Genomic DNA, 16,906 nt, shown 5'->3' with positions numbered 1-16,906 from the left:
ACGTGCCGGCAGCCCGGAGCGCTCAGTGGCGCAGGGGCCAGGCCGCGTTCGCGTGGTCGGGCTCCTCGCCGGCGTAGCGGGCGCAGGCGTCCGTGAGGATCTCCAGCAGGCTCAGCGGGTCGGGCAGCGGGTGTTCCGGGCCGCGCACCCAGTGCACGCTGCGGCCGTCGTCGCCGGGCAGCCGGGCGGGCGGTACGAGGACGTAGGACCCGCGGCAGTGCCAGCGCAGTCCGGGGTGCTCGTCCGCGGTCTCGGGGTGGCAGTCCAGCTCGCAGGGCCACCACTCGTCCTCGTCCTCCGGGGTGCCGCGGGTGAGGGTGAAGAAGAGGAGCCGGCCGTCGTCGCTCTCGGCGACCGGGCCGACCTCGACGCCGGAGCCGAGCAGCCGCTCCAGGGCCTCCCGGCCCGCTTCCAGGGGCACGTCGAGGACGTCGTGCACCATGCCGGTCGCGGTGATGAAGTTGGCCTGCGGCTGGTGCCGGGCCCAGCGCTCGATCTGTGCGCGGTCGGTGGTCGACTGGGTCTGCCAGGCGAACGACACCGGGTGCCGGGCCGGGGTGGGGCAGCCGACGCGGTCGCAGGAGCAGCGGTAGCCGGGGGCGGGGTGGGCGGCGGGGGCGAGCGGCAGGCCCGCTCCGGCGGCGGCCAGCAGCAGGGCCTCACGGGCGTCGCCGTCGGCGCCGGTGTCCTTCGGACGGCGTCCACGCAGCCACTGGGAGATCTTGCCCTGCCGGCCGGTGCGGCCGCCGAACTCCGCGCTCATCAGTCCCCTTGCCTCGCCGTCGTGCAAAACAGGATGCCCTATGGTCCCACCGAGTCGCGCTCCGGGGTGCCAGAAGGGACATCCGGGGTACGGGGGGCCAGACCGTGCAGGGCGTAGTCGACGAGGGTGTCGGTGTACTCGTAGGAGATGGGGCCCGTGTGCTGGAGCCAGCGCTGGGCGAGCGGTGAGACGAACAGTTCCAGGGCGATGCGCGGGTCGACCTCCGGGCGGACCTGGCCGGCCCGCTGTGCGGAGCGCAGCCGGTCGACGTAGAGCAGGAGCGAGGGTTCCATCAGCTTGGCCACGGACTCCCGGCCGAGCTGCTCGTTGACCAGGCCTTCGGCGGCCAGGGCCCGGGCGGGCACCTCGAAGCGGGGGTCGTGCAGCTGGTCGACGGTCAGCCGCAGTACGGCCTTGAGGTCGGCGGCGAGGTCGCCGGTGTCCGGGATGACGTACGGCTCGCGCTCCTGGCCCGCCTCGTGTGCGGCCTGGGCGCTGAGGTCGAGGAACGCCTCCAGCAGGACGTCCGCCTTCGACCCCCACCAGCGGTAGATCGTCTGCTTGCCGACGCCGGCCCGGGCGGCGATGCCCTCGATGGTCGTCCTCGGGTAGCCGACCTCGCCGACCAGTGCGAGGGCGGCGGCGTAGATCGCGCGTCGGGACCTCTCGCTGCGGCGGGTGGCGTCGGGGGCGGGCTTCTTGACCATGGTCCGACGGTACCGTTTCGCGGTTCTACGGCTTCTGCGTGTACGGGGGCTCCTGCGTGTACGGGGGCCAGGGGTCGCCCCACTCGGTGTCGCGGGCCGCCCGGTACAGGTCGCCGTGGCGCTTGGTGACGGTGGTGCGGCGCAGCTGTTCGTCCGGTTCGCACAGGTCGAGGAGGACCTGGCCCTTGCGGATCTGCAGGCGGCGGACCACCCGGGAGGGGGCCGGTGCGGCGGGGAGGCGGGTGGCGGCGACGTAGCTGAACTTCTCGTCCTCGTACGGCAGGGAGCCGCCCTTGACCTGGCGGTGCAGGGAGGAGCGGCTGACCCGGGCCGAGAAGTGGCACCAGTCCTCGCCGGGGACGATCGGACAGGCCGCGCTGTGCGGGCAGGGCGCGGCGACGCGGAAGCCGGCCGCGATCAGCCGGTCGCGGGCCTCGATGACGCGGGCGTATCCGGCGGGGGTGCCGGCCTCGACGATCACGACGGACCGGGCGGCGGACGCCGCGGCGTCGACGAGCGAGGCGCGGTCGGCCTCGGTCAGCTCGTTGAGGACGTAGGAGACGGTGACCAGGTCGGTGTCGTCCAGGGCGAGCGCCGGGCCGATCCGTTCGCGTCGCCAACTCGCCTGCTCCAGCGCCGGGTTGGCGGCGGCGAGCTCGCGGCCGAGGGCGAGCGCGGGCTCGGCCCAGTCCAGGACGGTGACGTCGCGCCCGCCGGACCAGGTGGCGGCGACGGCCCAGCTCGCCGCCCCGGTGCCGCCGCCGACGTCGGTATGACGGCCGGGCACGAAGTCCGGCACGGCCGCCGCGAACTCCCCCAACGCCGCCCGCACCGCCTCGAACGTCGCCGGCATCCGGTACGCGGCATAGGCAACGACATCGGCCCGGTCCCGCAGGATCGGCACATCGGTCGGGGTGGCCCCGCGATAGTGCCCCACAAGCCGCTCAACAGCCCGCCCGGCCTGCTTGGGCGGCAGCCCGTCCAAGAGGGCGGCGAGGGCGGTACGCAGGGTGTCGGGCGGGGATACGGGGGCGTTCACCGGGCGATTCTACGGCCGCCCGGGTCAGCGCTGGACCGGGCGTACGGCCCTGGCGATTCTGGTTGCCGCTGCTGACCGGGGGCGGCTGTCCGGTCGGCGGCGGCGGGGGTGGACCGTGTTGGCGAGGAGGATCAGGAAGGTGTCCGTCTGCGGGTCCATGACCAGGGACGTGCCCGTGAACCCTGTGTGCCCGGCCGCTCCCCGGCCCGCCAGTTCGCCCATGAACCACGGCTGGTCCACGGCGAAGCCGAGGCCCGGTGGGGTCAGCAGGAGTTCCACGAAGTCGGCGCCGAGGATGCGGGCGGGGCCGTAGGAGCCGCCGGCCAGGAGCGTGCGGCAGAACACCGCGAGGTCGCGGCCGGTGGAGAACATGCCCGCGTGTCCGGCGATCCCGCCGAGCGCCCAGGCGTTCTCGTCGTGGACCACACCGCGCACCATCCCCCGGTCGGCCTTGGCCCACGGCCGGCGCTGGTCCTCGGTCGCCGCGGCGCCGGGGCAGGGCCCGAAGTCGGTCGAGAGCATGCCCAGCGGGCGGGTGATGCCCTCGTAGATCAGGACGTCCAGGGTGCGGCCGGTGATCCGCTCCAGGACGAACTGCAGCAGCAGGAAGTTCAGGTCGGAGTAGGTGTAGGTGCCGGGGACGCCCACCGGTGTCTCCGCGCGTAGCCTGGCGAGCCGCTCGGTGTCGTTCGCGTAGTCGTACAGCGGGAGTTCGGGGCGCAGCCCGGAGGTGTGGGTGAGCAGTTCGCGCACGGTGATGCCGTGGCGGGCGGCGGCGGTGAACTCCGGCAGATACGCGCCGACCCGGGCGTCGATGCCGAGCGTGCCCCGTTCGATCTGCTGCACGGCGGCCACCGCGGTGAACAGCTTGGTCAGCGAGGCCAGGTCGAAGGGGGTGTCCACGGTCATGGCGACGCGTGCCTCGGCGGGCAGCTCGACCCCGCGGTCCGTCCCGGCGTCGTAGGCGGTGTAGCGCACGGCCCAGCCCGCCGCCTCCTCGACGGCGATCACCGGGCCGCGTCCGGCGACCACGACGGTGCCCGCGGCCCAGGGCTGCTCCCCGGTGGTGAGGTCGTGGACCTCCTGGACGAGGTGGCGGAGTTCTTCGGCGTCGAGTCCGGCCCGTTCGGGACTGTCTCTGCGCAGTCTCGGTGCGCTCAGCTCTCTGCTCCCTCCGCGTTCGCACGCACGTTCCAAGGACGGCACATTCCCACGAAGCAGGCCAGTGCCACCAGTGCTGCAGCCAGTTGGACGACGGCCATCGGGACGGCGGTGTGCTCCCCGGCGATCCCGACGAGAGGGGAGGCGACGGCGCCGATGAGGAAGGAGGAGGTGCCGAGCAGCGCGGACGCGGAGCCCGCGGAGTGCTTGGTGCGCATCAGGGCGAGCGCCTGGGCGTTGGGCAGGGTGATCCCCATCGCGGACATCAGCACGAACAGCGCGGTGGCGACGGGCACCAGGCCGACCGTGCCGAAGACCCCGGTGGACATCAGCAGCAGCGCGGTCGCGGCGGTGATGACGACGGCCAGTCCGAGGCCGAGGACCCGGTCGAGGCGGACCCTGCCGACGAGGATCTTGCCGTTGATCTGGCCGACGGCGACGAGCCCGACGGAGTTGACCCCGAACAGCAGGCTGAACGTCTGCGGCGAGGCGCCGTAGATCTCCTGCATCACGAAGGGCGAGGCGGACACGTAGGCGAACAGGGCCGCGAAGGCGAAGCCGCCCGCGAGCATGAAGCCGGTGAAGGGCAGGTCGGCGACGAGCCGGCGCATGCTGTGCAGGGCCTCGCCCACTCCTCCGCCGTGCCGCTCGCCCGCGGGCAGGGTCTCGGGCAGCCTCACCCACACGAGCGCGGTCAGCGCCGCACCGACGACGGTGAGCACCACGAAGACGCCCCGCCAGTCGGTCACCCGCAGGATCTGCCCGCCGATCAGCGGCGCGACGATCGGGGCGACGCCGCCGATGAGCATCAGGGTGGAGAAGAAGCGGGCCATCGCCACGCCGTCGTACAGGTCGCGGACCACGGCCCGCGCGATGACGATCCCCGCCGCGCCCGCGAGTCCCTGCGCCAGCCGGAAGACGACCAAGGTCTCGACGGTCGGCGCGAACGCGCACAGGACGGTGGAGACGACGAAGGCGAGCAGTCCGGTCAGCAGGGGGCGCCTGCGTCCCCACCGGTCGCTCATGGGACCTGCCACCAGCTGCCCGAGCGCCATCCCGAGCAGACAGGCGGTGAGGGTGAGCTGCACGGTGGCGGCGGACGCGTGGAGTGAGCCGGTGACCTCCGGGAGCGAGGGGAGGTACATGTCCATCGCCAGCGGAGGGATGGCGGTCAGTCCGCCGAGGATCAGGGTGACGAGCAACCCGGTACGGCGCACAGCGGTGGCGGCCGGTTGCTGCAACGCTCCGGCCGCCGGCTGTATGTGTGATGTCGAGGCCGCCTGTTCGGCCATGCGCCCCTCCCTTTCCGTTCGATACGCCACCTATGCTCTCAGCTCGAACACAGTGCGCAGGGCAGGCCCTGCGCGCGCACGAGCGAGGGCGGGTCGGGGAATGGCGGAAAGCGTGCGGTGGGGGATTCTGGCGACCGGCGGGATCGCCGCCGCCTTCGCGGCCGACCTGGTCGACCTGCCGGAGGCGGAGGTCGTGGCGGTGGCCTCGCGCACCGAGGCGTCGGCGAAGGCGTTCGCGGAGCGGTTCGGGATCGAGCGGGCGTACGGCGACTGGGCCGCGCTCGCCGAGGACACGGACATCGATGTCGTGTACGTCGCCACCCCGCACTCGGCGCACCGGGCGGCGGCAGGCCTGTGCCTGGAGGCCGGGCGCAATGTGCTGTGCGAGAAGGCGTTCACGCTCAACGCGCGCGAGGCGCAGGAGCTGGTGGCGCTCGCGCGGGGCCGCGGGAGCTTCCTGATGGAGGCGATGTGGATGTACTGCAATCCGCTCGTACGGCGCCTGAAGGAGCTCGTCGAGGACGGCGCGATCGGTGAAGTGCGCAGTGTGCAGGCCGACTTCGGGCTGGCCGGTCCCTTCCCTCCGACCCACCGGCTGCGCGACCCCGAGCAGGGCGGCGGCGCGCTGCTCGACCTCGGGGTCTACCCGGTGTCGTTCGCGCACCTGCTGCTCGGGGAGCCGTCGGACGTGGCGGCGCGGGCGGTGCTCTCCGAGGAGGGCGTCGACCTGCAGACCGGCGCCCTGCTCTGCTACGACAGCGGCGCCCTCGCCTCGGTGCACTGCTCGATCGTCGGCGGTACGGCGACCTCGGCGTCGGTCACCGGCTCCACGGGCCGCATCGACGTCCCCGGCGGCTTCTTCTACCCGGACCGGTTCGTGCTGCACCGGGACGGCCGTGACCCCGAGGAGTTCGCGGCCGCCCCGTCCGACGGTCCCCGCAACAGCCTCAAGCACGAGGCGCGGGAGGTGATGCGGGCCCTGCGGGCCGGTGAGCGCGAGTCGCCGCTGGTCCCGCTGGACGGCACCCTCGCGGTGATGCGGACCCTGGACGCGATCCGGGACCGTATCGGCGTGCGCTACCCGGGCGAGGACGCGCGCGGGGCCGTCACGCCCGTCTGAGGCCCTGCTCCCCCACCTCCGTCACGAAGGACGCGGCCGTCGTGAGCTCCGCCCCGGGTGTGGTGACGTACGGCACGGTCTTGAAGTCGGCGCGCGCCTGCGTCTGCTCCAGGGTGACCTTCACATAGCCGCGGCGGCCGTCGTAGAACTTCAGGTGGGGGTTGGCGGTCATGTACGTCGTCCAGTTGGCGGGCTGCTCGGAGCCGTCCCGGCCGCTGGTGACCGACGTGGCCACGATCTCCGTGCCGAGGGTGCGGGAGTCCGGGTCGTCGAAGTCGTCCTTGATGTCGAAGGCGTATCCGACGTGCACGTCGCCGCTGAGCACCATCAGGTTCTCGATGCCGGCCGCCTTCGCCCCGTCGAGGAGGCGGCGGCGGGCGGCGGGGTAGCCGTCCCAGGCGTCCATCGAGAGCTTGGGGTCCGCGTTGAGGTCCAGTCTGCGCCGGGAGAAGCAGACCTGCTGCGGCACGACGTTCCACAGCGCCCGGGAGGCGGTCCAGCCGTCGAGCAGCCAGCGCTCCTGCACCGCGCCGGTCATGGTGCGCGCCGGGTCCTCTGACTCGGGGCCCGAGACGTGCTTGGTGTCGTTGTAGGCCTGGTCGGAGCGGTACTGCCGGGTGTCGAGGATGTCGAACTGGGCGCGCAGCCCCCAGTGCAGCCGCCGGTAGAGCTGCATGTCCGGGCCGACGGGCAGCTGCGGGAGGCGCAGCGGCTGGTTCTCCCAGTAGGCGCGGTAGGCGGCCGCGCGGCGCAGCAGGAACTCCTCGGTCGGGACGGTGTTCTGCGGGACGGAGCCGGCGTAGTTGTTCTCGGTCTCGTGGTCGTCGAAGGTGACCACGAAGGGGTGTCTGGCGTGTGCGGCGCGCAGGTCGGCGTCGGTCTTGTAGAGGGCGTAGCGCAGCCGGTAGTCCTCCAGGGTGGTGCTCTCGCGGTCGTAGAGCGCCGGGAGCACCCGGTCGGTGTACTTGCGGGCGCCGCCGGCCGCGTCGACCGCGTACTCGTAGAGGTAGTCGCCGAGGTGGAGGACGAGGTCGACGTCGTCCTCGGCGAGATGGCGGTGCGCGGTGAAGTAGCCGTCGGTGTAGGCCTGGCAGGAGACGGCGGCGAAGGACAGGGCGGGGGTGCTGCTGTCGGCGGCCGGGGCGGTGCGGGTGCGGCCCGTCTCGCTGATCCAGGTGCCGGTGCGGAAGCGGTAGTAGTAGACGCGGCCGGGTTCGAGGCCCTGCGCCTCGACGTGCACGGTGTGGTGGAACTCGGGGTGCGCGATGACCGTGCCCTTGGCGACGGACGTGCCGAAGGTCTCGTCGTCGGCCATCTCCCAGTCGACGTCGACGCTTTCGGCGGGCATGCCGCCGTCGGGCTGGTACGGCGCGGGGGCGAGCCGGGTCCACAGCACCACCGAGCCGGGCAGCGGATCGCCGGAGGCGACGCCGAGCGTGAAGGGGAACTCGGTGATGCGGGCCGCGTCCAGGCGGGCGGCCGCCGCGGCGCCGGGTGTGGGCAGCTCGACGGCGAAGGCGAGCACGGTGGCCGCGGCGGTCAGGGTCAGCAGTCGGCGGCGGGTGATGTGGCGGGCGGCGGCGCGGAGTTCGGGGGTGTGCCACCCGGGCCGGATCGGTGTGATGGTCATCCTGGACAGTTGAGGGAGGAGCGCACGGGAGGCGCGGCACGACACTCCCTTGTCGGGTACACAGCACTCGGATGGCGGACGGCCCCGTCCCGCATCCCGGACCCTCGCCTACCCTGCGACGCATGGATGCCAAGCAGACGGAACAGCAATCGAGGACCGCCGTCGTGACCGGCGCCGGCTCCGGCATCGGACGGGCCGTGGCCGTGGAGCTGCTGCGCGCGGGCTGGTCGGTGGCGCTGGCGGGGCGGCGCCCCGAAACGCTGGAGGAGACGGCGGCGCTGGTGCCGGAGGGCGCGAGTCTCACCGTACGGACGGACGTCTCGCGGCCGGAGGACGTCGACGCCCTGTTCGCCGCCACGGTCGGCCGGTTCGGGCGGGTGGACCTGCTGTTCAACAACGCCGGGACGTTCGGCCCCGGCGGGGTGCCGGTCGAGGAGCTGCCGTACGACGCCTGGCGGCATGTGGTGGACACCAACCTCAACGGGGCGTTCCTGTGCGCGCAGGCGGCCTACCGGCAGATGAAGGAGCAGGACCCGCAGGGCGGGCGGATCATCAACAACGGCTCGATCTCCGCCCATACGCCCCGCCCGCTCTCCGTGGCCTACACGGCGACCAAGCACGCGCTGACCGGACTGACCAAGTCGCTGTCGCTGGACGGGCGGCCGTACGACATCGCGGTCGGGCAGATCGACATCGGCAACGCGGCGACCGACATGACCGCCCGGATGCAGACCGGGGCGCTGCAGGCCAACGGCGAGATCGCGCCCGAGCCCGTGATGGACGTGGCCGATGTGGCGCGCACGGTGCGGCACATGGCCGAGCTGCCGCTGGCGGCGAATGTCCAGTTCGCGACGGTGCTGGCCACGGCCATGCCGTTCGTGGGGCGGGGCTGACCGCACCTGCAGACCCTCAAGTCCTCGATTTGCACAAACGGAATGTGAACTTCCGTACCGTTGCGGCCGGTCGTAGGCCTATGCTCAAATCTCCTCCACAAGAGCTTCACACTTGGAGGAGTGCAGTTCCGTAGGCCAAACCGAGGGGGGAGACGGCAGCCGTTCCATCGCACCGGGTGGGGGTGGATCTCGCGTGGGACCGCGAGAGAAGCACCGGTGGATGGAACGGCTGCCGCGCGTCAGCCCGCGTGCCGTCCGCCGCTGCCGCGCAGCCGCCTGCGCAGCGCCCACACCCCGCCCGCCAGCACGACGACGGTGCCGCCCGCGCCCTCCAGCAGCCGCCAGGCCGAGGGGCTGCCCGCCGGTGCGCCCGGAGCGCCCGCCGCCGCCCGCGCCGCCTTGCGCGTGGGGGTCGTGCGCGCACCGCCCTCACTGAGCGGCCGGACCAGCGTGCCCACCGCCTTTGCCGAACTCCCCTTCGTGAAGCCCCAGTCGAGCAGCGCGGCCGTCTCCTCGTAGACGGCGTTGTAGCCGCTCGTGGGGTGCATCACCGTGACCAGCAGGGTGCGGCCGCCGCGGGTGGCGGCGCCGGTGAAGGTGTTGCCGGCGTTGCTGGTGAAGCCGTTCTTGACCCCGATCAGCCCGTCGTACGTCTTCACGCCCCAGGCACCCGTGAGCAGCCGGTCGGTGTTCTGGATCTGGAAGGTCTTCTTCCCGCCGGCCGGGAACTGGGCGGTCCGGGTGTGGCAGTACGCGCGGAAGTCCGCGTTCCGCAGGCCGTGCCGGGCGAAGAGGGTGAGGTCGTAGGCCGAGGACAGCTGGCCCTTGTGGTCGAAGCCGTCGGGGCTGACCACATGGGTGTCCAGGGCCTGCAGATCCTCGGCCCGTGCCTGCATCTCGGCGACCGTCTTCGCCACGCCGCCGTTCATATGGGCGAGCACATGCACGGCGTCGTTGCCGGAGCGCAGGAAGACGCCCTGCCACAACTGCTCGACGGTGTAGGTGATCCCGGGCTTGATCCCGACGAGGCTGGAGCCCGCCGGGATGTCGGCCAGCTCGGCCGCGGTCACCTTGTGCCGGTCGGTGCGGTGGAACTTCGTCAGCACCGTGTCCGCGAAGAGCATCTTCAGCGTGGAGGCGGGGGCCAGACGCCGGTGCGCGTCGTAGGAGGCGAGGACCTCTCCGCTGTCGTGGTCCGCCACGATCCACGCGCTCGCGGTGAGCTTCTTCGGCAGTCCTGTCGCACCGCTCACCTGAATTCCCTTACGGGCGAGGCGCGCACCGCCCACGACGGTGGCTGCGGCGGAAGCGGGGGCCGCCGCGGCGAGCGGGACGGCGGCAGCGGTCAGGCCGAGAGCGGCTCGCCGCGTCAGCGGAGAGAAAGCGTGCACCCCGGGACCGTACACCGCGCCCATCAGGAGTCCGGCCGGCGGTTCACCTGCCGAGGACGCGGTCGATCTCGGCCAGCTGTGCGGCGGTGAGCGGCCCCTTCGCGAGCGCGCCCGCGTTCTGCTCGGCCTGCGCGACCGAGCGGAAGCCGGGGATCGGCACGGTGCGCGGGCTGCGGGCCCAGATCCAGCCGAGGGCGCCCTGCGCGAGCGTACGGCCGCCGCTGGTGAGGATCTCCCGGATCGCGTCGACGCGGGAGAGCCAGTCGGAGTCGGCGCCGGTGCCCGCCGTAAAGCCCGGCAGCCACTCCGGCGGCGTGCTGCGGATGTCTCCGGCCTCCAGCGGGCCCTGGCGCTTGCCCGCCAGCAAGCCCATCGCCAGGGGGCTGCGGTTGATGCTCGCGAGATCCGACTCCTCGCACAGGGCGAGCATCTCGGGGGCGTCCTGGAAGACGTTGAGGGCGTGCTGCACGGCCGCGCAGTGGGTGCCCTCGGCGAAGACGGCGGCGCGCGCGGGGTCGTCGGTGCTCCACGCGTAGGCCCGGATCAGCCCCTCGCCCACCAACTCCTCGCAGACGTCGCGGAGCTGGGCCGCCCGGCCGGGGTCGGCGTCGGAGAGGTGCAGCTGGTACAGGTCGACGTGGTCGGTGCCGAGCCGCGCGAGGGAGGCGGTGAGCGCCTCGCGGACATGCTCCACGGAGTCGTCCTGGCCGAGCGAGGTGCGGGTGCGCTCGTCGAAGACGTTGCCCCACTTGGTGGCGACGACCACGTCCGCGCGCCGCTTGCCGAGCGCCCGGCCGAGCACGCGCTCACTGTGCCCGGTGCCGTAGGTGTCGGCGGTGTCGAAGAAGGTCACGCCGAGGTCGAGGGCCCGGTGGATCGCCCGTACGGACTCCTCGTCGTCGACCTTGCCCCAGCCGAGAGGCTGCCCGTCCGGGGAGGACCACTCCCCGCCGATCGCCCAGCAGCCGAAGCCGAGGGCGCTCACGTCGATGCCGCTGCTGCCGAGGGTTCTGTTCGTCTCCATGGCCGAAGACGGTAGGAGTTGGAGCGCACACCAAGGCAAGCCCCCCGGGCCCCTTTTGTGCGCCGGGTTCAGGCCTGGCCGGTCTCGAAGCGGGAGATCCGGCCGTCGTCGTCGACCGTGAAGCTCCACCGCGTGCGCATCTCGCCCCAGGTGTCGTTGCGGTAGTGGGCGAGGAGGGCGCGGCCGCCCTGGGACTCGTTGTCGACGTCCAGATGGCCGTTGGAGGAGAAGATCTCCCGGTCGATCCACTCGCTCAGATCACGGTCGGACCCGTCGTCCGACATCGTCGCGTTCTCCGCGAGCAGGTCCATGAATCCCGCGCGGTCGTGGGCGTTGACGGCGGTGACGAAGGCACGGACGGCCGGGTCGGTGAGTTTGGCAGGCTGAATCGTCATGCCAGCAGACTCACACCGGGGGCCCGGGCCCGCCACCCGTACGGCGGTCCGAGCGGGTGACGGGCGGTGCGAGGTGCGACGGTGGAGGAGCGGAGGGGAGACGGAGGGGGCTGTTCCTGCTGTCTGTTCCGGGAGAGACGATGAGCTGTTACGACCGCCGCGATCTCGGGCTGCTGCTGCTCCGGCTGGGTACCGGCGGCGTGCTGGCGGCCCACGGCGCCCAGAAGCTGTTCGGCTGGTTCGGCGGACACGGGATCGAGGGAACCGGCCAATTCATGGAGTCCGTCGGCTACGCACCGGGCAGGACGAGCGCGACCGCGGCGGGCCTCGCCGAGACCGGCGGCGGCGCCCTGCTGGCCCTGGGTCTGGCGACCCCCGCCGCGGGCGCGGCGGCGGCCGGTGCGATGGCGGGAGCGTCGGCGGTGCACGCACCCAACGGCTTCTTCGCCATGGAGGGCGGCTACGAGTACGCGGCGACCCTGGCCCTCGCCGCCACCGGCCTCGCGGTCGCGGGCCCCGGCCGGCTCTCCCTCGACCATGCGCTCGGCCATGTCCTGGACCGCGGCTGGATGGTCCCGGCGGCCCTCGGAGCGACGGCCGCGGTCACGGCGCTGGTGGTGGGGGCGCGCAGCAAGCGGCTGCGGAAGGCGGACCAGGACGAGCAGGAGGCGCTGTTCGCGGAGGAAGAGGCCCTGTTCGGCGCGTGACGTGATGGGGCAGGCTGCGTGCCATGACCGATCAGCCCGCATCCTCTCAGCTCCGTTCCGACGACTCCGAGGTCCGTTCCGACGACTCCGAGCTCCGTTGTGACGACTCCCGGCTCCGTTCCTCCGACATCTGGCCCTCCATCGACGCCCTGTGGGCCTGGCTCGACGACGGCCGGTCGCACGGCGGCGAGGAGGGGCTGCTGCTGCGCATGCTCAAGCTGTCGGAGGAGGTCGGCGAGGTCGCCCAGGCGGTGATCGGCGCGACCGGGCAGAACCCGCGCAAGGGCGTGACCCACACCTGGGACGACGTCCAGGGCGAGCTGTGCGACGTGGTGATCACCGCGCTGGTCGCCCTGCGCACCCTCACGCCCGACACGCGTGAGGTGTTCACCCGTCACCTCGCGCGGGTCACCGCCCGCTCCCTCGGTCCGTCGGACGGCAACTGACCGGCCCGATCGGGGCATTGGGCCGCGGGCCCGGGTCCGGGATACTGGCGCCGTGGCCGACCGACCACGGCACGCCGGAGACCGGGGGGCTGACATGGTGGGCACGTCGTACCGGACGGGCGAGCCCGGCGAGGAACTGCTGGACGAGACCGTCGGATCCCTGCTGCGCGGCGCGGCCGAGCAGGCGCCGGACGCGCTCGCACTGGTCGAGGGTGTGCCGGACCCCGCCGGGCGGCGGCGGTGGACGTACGCCGAACTGCTCGACGAGGCGGAGCGCGCGGCCCGGGCCCTGCTCGGCCGGTTCTCGCCGGGCGAGCGGGTGGCGGTGTGGGCGAACAACATCCCGGAGTGGGTGATCCTCGAACTCGCCGCGGCCCTCGCGGACATCACGCTCGTCACGGTCAATCCGGCGCTGCGCGAGGCCGAGTTGCGGCATGTGCTCGGCCATTCCCGGGCGGCGGGCGTCTTTCTGCGCCGGGAGTACCGCGGCAACCCGATGGCCCGGACCCTGGACGGCATCCGTGAGGACCTGCCCGATCTGCGCACGAGTGTGCTGTTCGAGGACTGGGTGGAGTTCTGCGCCGAGGGCTCGCCGGGGCGGGAGCTGCCCGAGGCGGACGGCTCGTCGCCGGCCCAGATCCAGTACACCTCGGGCACGACCGGCGTGCCGAAGGGCGTGGTGCTGCACCATCGCGGCATCACCAACAACGCACGGCTGGCCTATGTCCGCACCTTCGGGCTGCGGCCGGGCGAGGCGCAGCTCAATCCGATGCCGCTGTTCCACACGGCGGGCTGTGTGCTGGCCACCCTCTCGTCGATCGCGAGCCTCGGCACCCAGGTCCTGCCGCCGTACTTCGAGCCGGGGCTGATGCTCGAACTCACCGAGTCCGAACGGTGCGTGGTGATGGGCGGGGTGCCGACCATGCTCATCGCCATGCTCGAACACCCCGCGCTCTCCCGCACCGACCTCTCGTCCCTGCGGTACGTGCTGTCCGGCGGTGCGTCGGTCCCGCCCGAGCTGGTCCGCCGGGTCGAGGACACCTTCGGCGTGCCGATGTGCATCATCTACGCCCAGACCGAGGCCTCCCCGGGGATCACCATCACGCGGCTCGACGACACCCCCGAGGACCGTGCCCACACGGTCGGCAGGCCGCTGCCGCTGTCCGAGGTGAAGATCGTGGACGCGGCCGGCACGGTCGTCCCGAACGGTGTCACCGGTGAACTGTGCACCCGCGGCTACCACGTCATGACCGGCTACCTTGACGCCCCGGCCGACACCGCCGCGGCGGTCGACGACGACGGCTGGCTGCACACCGGGGACCTCGCGTCGATGGACGAGCGCGGCTACTGCCGTATCGAGGGACGGCTCAAGGACATGATCATCCGCGGCGGCGAGAACATCTATCCGCGCGAGATCGAGCAGGTCCTGGCCGAACACCCCGCCGTCGCCGAGGTCGCCGTCGTCGGCGTCCCCGACCCCGTCTGGGGCGAACGGGTCGCCGCCTTCATCCGCCGCGCCCCCGCTCGTACGGTCGCCGAGAAGGAGCTCTTCGATCACGTCCGCGCCCATCTCGCCCCGCACAAGACCCCTCGCACCTGGGTGTTCGTCGAGGACTTCCCGCTGACCGGGTCCGGCAAGATCCGCAAGAACGTGCTGCGGGAGGAGTACGCGGCGGGACGGCTCCGGGAGGAGGCGGACACGGGCGACTGACGCGCGCAGGCGCGCAACGGGCGTGGCGGAATTGGCTAGGTTGTGTCGCACAGTCGGCACAAAGCCCGGCATTCCGCCCCTTTTCCCACTCCTGTGAGGCGTCCCGACATGAGCCTGAGCATCCGGAACCAGATTCCCGGCACCGTCACCTCCGTCACCGCCGGGGAGGCCATGGCGACCGTGAGGGTGCGCCTCGACGGCGGCCAGGAGCTCACCGCCGCGATCACCGTGGACGCGGTCCAGGAGCTGGGGCTCGCACAGGGTTCGGCCGTGCGCGCCCTGGTGAAGTCCACCGAGGTCGCGCTCGCGAGCGCGCGCGTGGAGGGCCTGTCCATCCGCAACCAGCTGCCCGGCACGGTCCGTGAGGTCGCCGCGGGTGGCGCCATGGCCGCGGTCAGGGTCACGGTCGACGGGGGCGAACTGACCGCCGCGATCACCAGGGACGCGGTCGCCGACCTGGGCCTCTCGGCCGGTTCGCCGGTCGTCGCCCTGATCAAGTCGACCGAGGTGTCCCTCGCGACCGTGTGACGGCCTGACCTGCACCGGGACGTGTGAGCGGTACGGGGACTGCCGCGCCGCCCGCCGAGGGGGGCCCGGCGGGCGGCGTGGGGCCGCGGGTGGGGGGTGTCGTCCCGGGAGGCGGGGCCCGGTGTGGACGAAGCCGCGGCCGTTCTGGGGGCGAGCCGGCCGGTGCGGGGCTCAGCAGCCGCAGGAGTAGAAGAGGACGTCCCAGTGGTTGCTCTCGCGGGCGTAGATGTTCCCGGAGGCGGCCCGGTACTGCGGGGCGCCGTCGCCCGCGCGCGGGCCGATGTAGGTGAACGTGCCGGTGATGTAGTTGCTCAGGCACGTGGTGGGGTCGAAGTCGAGCTTGTAGCCGTTCCAGTGGCTGTACGTGCCGGAGGCGTGCCCCGTCTCGGTGCCGCCGGTGATGGTGGTCGCGCAGCCGCTGGCGTTCTTCAGCGTGATGGCGCCCTGCACGGTCGCCAGGTTGATCTGCTCGAAGGACGTGCAGGTGGGGTTGTTGCGGTCGGTGCAGTTGCCGCTGGATCTCCAGGCGACTCCCGCGCTGCGGAGCCGGTTCGCGGCGTCCGCCTGGCTCAGTTTGGTCACGGCGGCCGTCGAGGCGGCGGGGGCTGCCCAGGCCGTGGTGCCGGCGGCCGGGAGGGCGAGGGCGAGGACCGCGCCGCCCAGGGCGGCGGCGAGCTTGGTCTTGGTGTTCACGTCCTGGGTCTCCTTCGCTGGTTGGGGACACATGTGCTCGGCGCGGCCACGCCGCCCGGTGGAAGCGGCGCACAGGACGATGTCAGCCCCGGGCTGCGCGGCCAATGATCTGCGCGACATCGGGACAGCGGGCTGTCTCACCCCTTCCCACCTGCGGTGACGGGACGGGATGGGACGGAGGATGGGACGGGGGCGGGGCTACGGCTGCTTCTGCGAAGCCGTGGCGGCTCCCGCCTCGTACGCCTTGTCGCACGACGGCCAGGCGCGGAAGTCGTGGGTGCGGGCCCACAGGCGGTGGGCGGCCCGGATGTTCCACTCCGGGTCGAAGGCCTTGCGCGGGGTGCCGCCGAGTTGGCGCAGGGTGCCGTCGTAGAGCTGGAAGACGCCCCAGTTCCGGGTGCCGTTGGTGTTGCCCAGGCTGTAGAGCGGGTCGAGGTTCGAGGCGCACTCGGCGATGCCACTGGCGCGGTCAGGGTCCTCGGTGAAGACCTCGCGCACCCTCCGGTCGACCCGGGCGGGCGACCATGGGTGGGCCTTGACGTGGCCGGCGTAGAGGGCGCGTTTGGTCCTGTCGTCGACCGATCCGTTGGCCTCCAGCCCGGCGAGGACCTGGAAGACGACGACACGCATCTGCGTGATGGGCCCGAAGGCGCCGTCGACCTCGAGGTCGAGTCCGGCCTGTTTGAGCCGGAGTTGGAGTTCACGGACGCAGGAGTCCTGGTGTCCCATGGCCACGAACCGGCACTTGTCCGTCAGGAGGGGACGGCCCGCCGCGTCGTCGGCACCCGCCGGACGGTCGTCGGTGAGGAGGGCGGCGCCCATCACGGTCGCACCGACGGCGAGCAGGGCCACGAGGACGAGGAGCCATCGCCGCGGACGCGGCAGACGGCGCAGACGGAGCAGATGCGGCAGTCGGGGGCGGTGGGGCGGGCGGGGTGGTTCGGCCTCGCTGCCGGGTGACGGGGCCGGGGTCTTCGTCACCTCGGGTTCACCCGAGGCCGTGGGCGTCTCTGCGGGCGTCACTGTGGCGGCCACCGTCGCTCTGGCCGTGGGCGACGCCGACTGCTCGGCCGGGCGTGCGCCCCGGGCCGGTTCCGCCCGGACCGTTCCGCGTCTTCGCCCGGCGTCCACGAGCACCCAGAGCCGGTGCAGTTCCAGGAGTTCGTGCTGATCGGCCCCGCAGGCCTTGCCGAACCGGGCGAGGGGGTCGAAGTCGTTGGGGACGCCGGCGCCCGAGCAGTAGCGGTGCAGGGTGGAACCGCTCACCCCCGCCCGGCGCGCCAGTGCCTCGTAACTGCAGTCCGCCCGGCCCTTGAGGGTCTGCAGCAGATCGGTGAGTTCCCGCGCATAGCGGGACCCGGCAGTCCGTAGCTCGGTCACGCACATACCTCCACTGATCGGCGCCG

The 16,906-nt window shown here is 72.6% G+C and carries 17 protein-coding genes; 6 read left to right on the top strand and 11 right to left on the bottom strand.

The features are described 5' to 3' along the window. Positions 1-22: 22 nt before the first annotated feature. The 5 genes from MQN93_RS10510 to MQN93_RS10490 are packed head-to-tail and all read right to left on the bottom strand — an operon-like array spanning position 23 to position 4,962. Positions 23-763, bottom strand: a complete 741-nt coding sequence (locus MQN93_RS10510) for a bifunctional DNA primase/polymerase (RefSeq protein WP_016435660.1) — start codon at positions 761-763, stop codon at positions 23-25. 38 nt (positions 764-801) lie between these two features. Beyond that, on the bottom strand, positions 802-1,470 hold the full coding sequence (locus MQN93_RS10505) for a TetR/AcrR family transcriptional regulator (protein ID WP_242709245.1): 669 nt from the start codon (positions 1,468-1,470) through the stop codon (positions 802-804). Positions 1,471-1,495: 25 nt separating this feature from the next. Beyond that, positions 1,496-2,509 carry a small ribosomal subunit Rsm22 family protein gene (locus tag MQN93_RS10500; protein ID WP_242709244.1) on the bottom strand — a complete coding sequence of 338 codons (1,014 nt, stop codon included), beginning with the start codon at positions 2,507-2,509 and terminating at the stop codon, positions 1,496-1,498. A 24-nt stretch (positions 2,510-2,533) separates the two neighbouring features. Beyond that, positions 2,534-3,715: a serine hydrolase domain-containing protein gene (locus MQN93_RS10495; protein WP_016435657.1), complete on the bottom strand. Its 1,182-nt coding sequence runs from the start codon at positions 3,713-3,715 to the stop codon at positions 2,534-2,536. Continuing rightward, positions 3,667-4,962, bottom strand: a complete 1,296-nt coding sequence (locus MQN93_RS10490) for a multidrug effflux MFS transporter (protein WP_016435656.1) — start codon at positions 4,960-4,962, stop codon at positions 3,667-3,669. The genes MQN93_RS10495 and MQN93_RS10490 overlap by 49 nt, the downstream gene beginning before the upstream one ends. A gap of 100 nt (positions 4,963-5,062) precedes the next feature. Here MQN93_RS10490 and MQN93_RS10485 point away from each other — a divergent pair, with 100 nt between their 5' ends. Next, a complete protein-coding gene (locus MQN93_RS10485; protein WP_242709243.1) occupies positions 5,063-6,082 on the top strand; it encodes a Gfo/Idh/MocA family protein in 1,020 nt (339 codons plus the stop codon). Here the strand turns inward: MQN93_RS10485 and MQN93_RS10480 are convergent. Next, entirely contained in the window at positions 6,069-7,712 is a 1,644-nt protein-coding gene (locus tag MQN93_RS10480) for an alkaline phosphatase D family protein (RefSeq protein ID WP_242709242.1), read from the bottom strand. The two genes, MQN93_RS10485 and MQN93_RS10480, sit on opposite strands and share 14 nt — an antisense overlap. A gap of 122 nt (positions 7,713-7,834) precedes the next feature. On the opposite strand from MQN93_RS10480, the gene MQN93_RS10475 reads away from it, so the two are divergent. Further along, the gene (locus MQN93_RS10475) at positions 7,835-8,605 is read left to right on the top strand and encodes an SDR family oxidoreductase (protein WP_016435653.1); all 771 of its coding nucleotides are present in this window, start codon (positions 7,835-7,837) and stop codon (positions 8,603-8,605) included. 239 nt (positions 8,606-8,844) lie between these two features. Here the strand turns inward: MQN93_RS10475 and MQN93_RS10470 are convergent, their stop codons facing one another. The 3 genes from MQN93_RS10470 to MQN93_RS10460 form a co-directional block, all read right to left on the bottom strand. Then, on the bottom strand, positions 8,845-10,020 hold the full coding sequence (locus MQN93_RS10470; RefSeq protein WP_242709241.1) for a D-alanyl-D-alanine carboxypeptidase family protein: 1,176 nt from the start codon (positions 10,018-10,020) through the stop codon (positions 8,845-8,847). Positions 10,021-10,039: 19 nt separating this feature from the next. Then, entirely contained in the window at positions 10,040-11,020 is a 981-nt protein-coding gene (locus MQN93_RS10465; protein WP_242709240.1) for an aldo/keto reductase, read from the bottom strand. A 68-nt stretch (positions 11,021-11,088) separates the two neighbouring features. Then, on the bottom strand, positions 11,089-11,415 hold the full coding sequence (locus MQN93_RS10460; RefSeq protein WP_242709239.1) for a nuclear transport factor 2-like protein: 327 nt from the start codon (positions 11,413-11,415) through the stop codon (positions 11,089-11,091). Between the two features lie 140 nt (positions 11,416-11,555). Here MQN93_RS10460 and MQN93_RS10455 point away from each other — a divergent pair, with 140 nt between their 5' ends. From MQN93_RS10455 to MQN93_RS10440, 4 genes are all read left to right on the top strand, one after another. Continuing rightward, positions 11,556-12,122, top strand: coding sequence for a DoxX family membrane protein (locus MQN93_RS10455; RefSeq protein WP_242709238.1), 567 nt, complete (start codon positions 11,556-11,558; stop codon positions 12,120-12,122). Positions 12,123-12,145: 23 nt separating this feature from the next. Then, positions 12,146-12,568, top strand: coding sequence for a MazG-like family protein (locus MQN93_RS10450; RefSeq protein WP_242709237.1), 423 nt, complete (start codon positions 12,146-12,148; stop codon positions 12,566-12,568). Between the two features lie 94 nt (positions 12,569-12,662). Next, positions 12,663-14,279, top strand: a complete 1,617-nt coding sequence (locus MQN93_RS10445) for an AMP-binding protein (protein WP_242709236.1) — start codon at positions 12,663-12,665, stop codon at positions 14,277-14,279. 108 nt (positions 14,280-14,387) lie between these two features. Further along, on the top strand, positions 14,388-14,807 hold the full coding sequence (locus MQN93_RS10440; RefSeq protein ID WP_242709235.1) for a TOBE domain-containing protein: 420 nt from the start codon (positions 14,388-14,390) through the stop codon (positions 14,805-14,807). Positions 14,808-14,978: 171 nt separating this feature from the next. On the opposite strand, the gene MQN93_RS10435 is transcribed toward MQN93_RS10440, so the two are convergent. Both MQN93_RS10435 and MQN93_RS10430 read right to left on the bottom strand, forming a co-directional pair. Continuing rightward, positions 14,979-15,533, bottom strand: coding sequence for a hypothetical protein (locus MQN93_RS10435; protein WP_278190564.1), 555 nt, complete (start codon positions 15,531-15,533; stop codon positions 14,979-14,981). A 165-nt stretch (positions 15,534-15,698) separates the two neighbouring features. After that, on the bottom strand, positions 15,699-16,880 hold the full coding sequence (locus tag MQN93_RS10430; protein WP_242709234.1) for a helix-turn-helix domain-containing protein: 1,182 nt from the start codon (positions 16,878-16,880) through the stop codon (positions 15,699-15,701). Positions 16,881-16,906 lie beyond the last annotated feature (26 nt).

It is taken from the genome of Streptomyces spinosisporus (genome assembly GCF_022698145.1).
Classification (GTDB): domain Bacteria; phylum Actinomycetota; class Actinomycetes; order Streptomycetales; family Streptomycetaceae; genus Streptomyces; species Streptomyces spinosisporus.
Note: the sequence above shows the minus strand (reverse complement) of the source record. Positions and strands in the feature narration are given on the sequence as shown.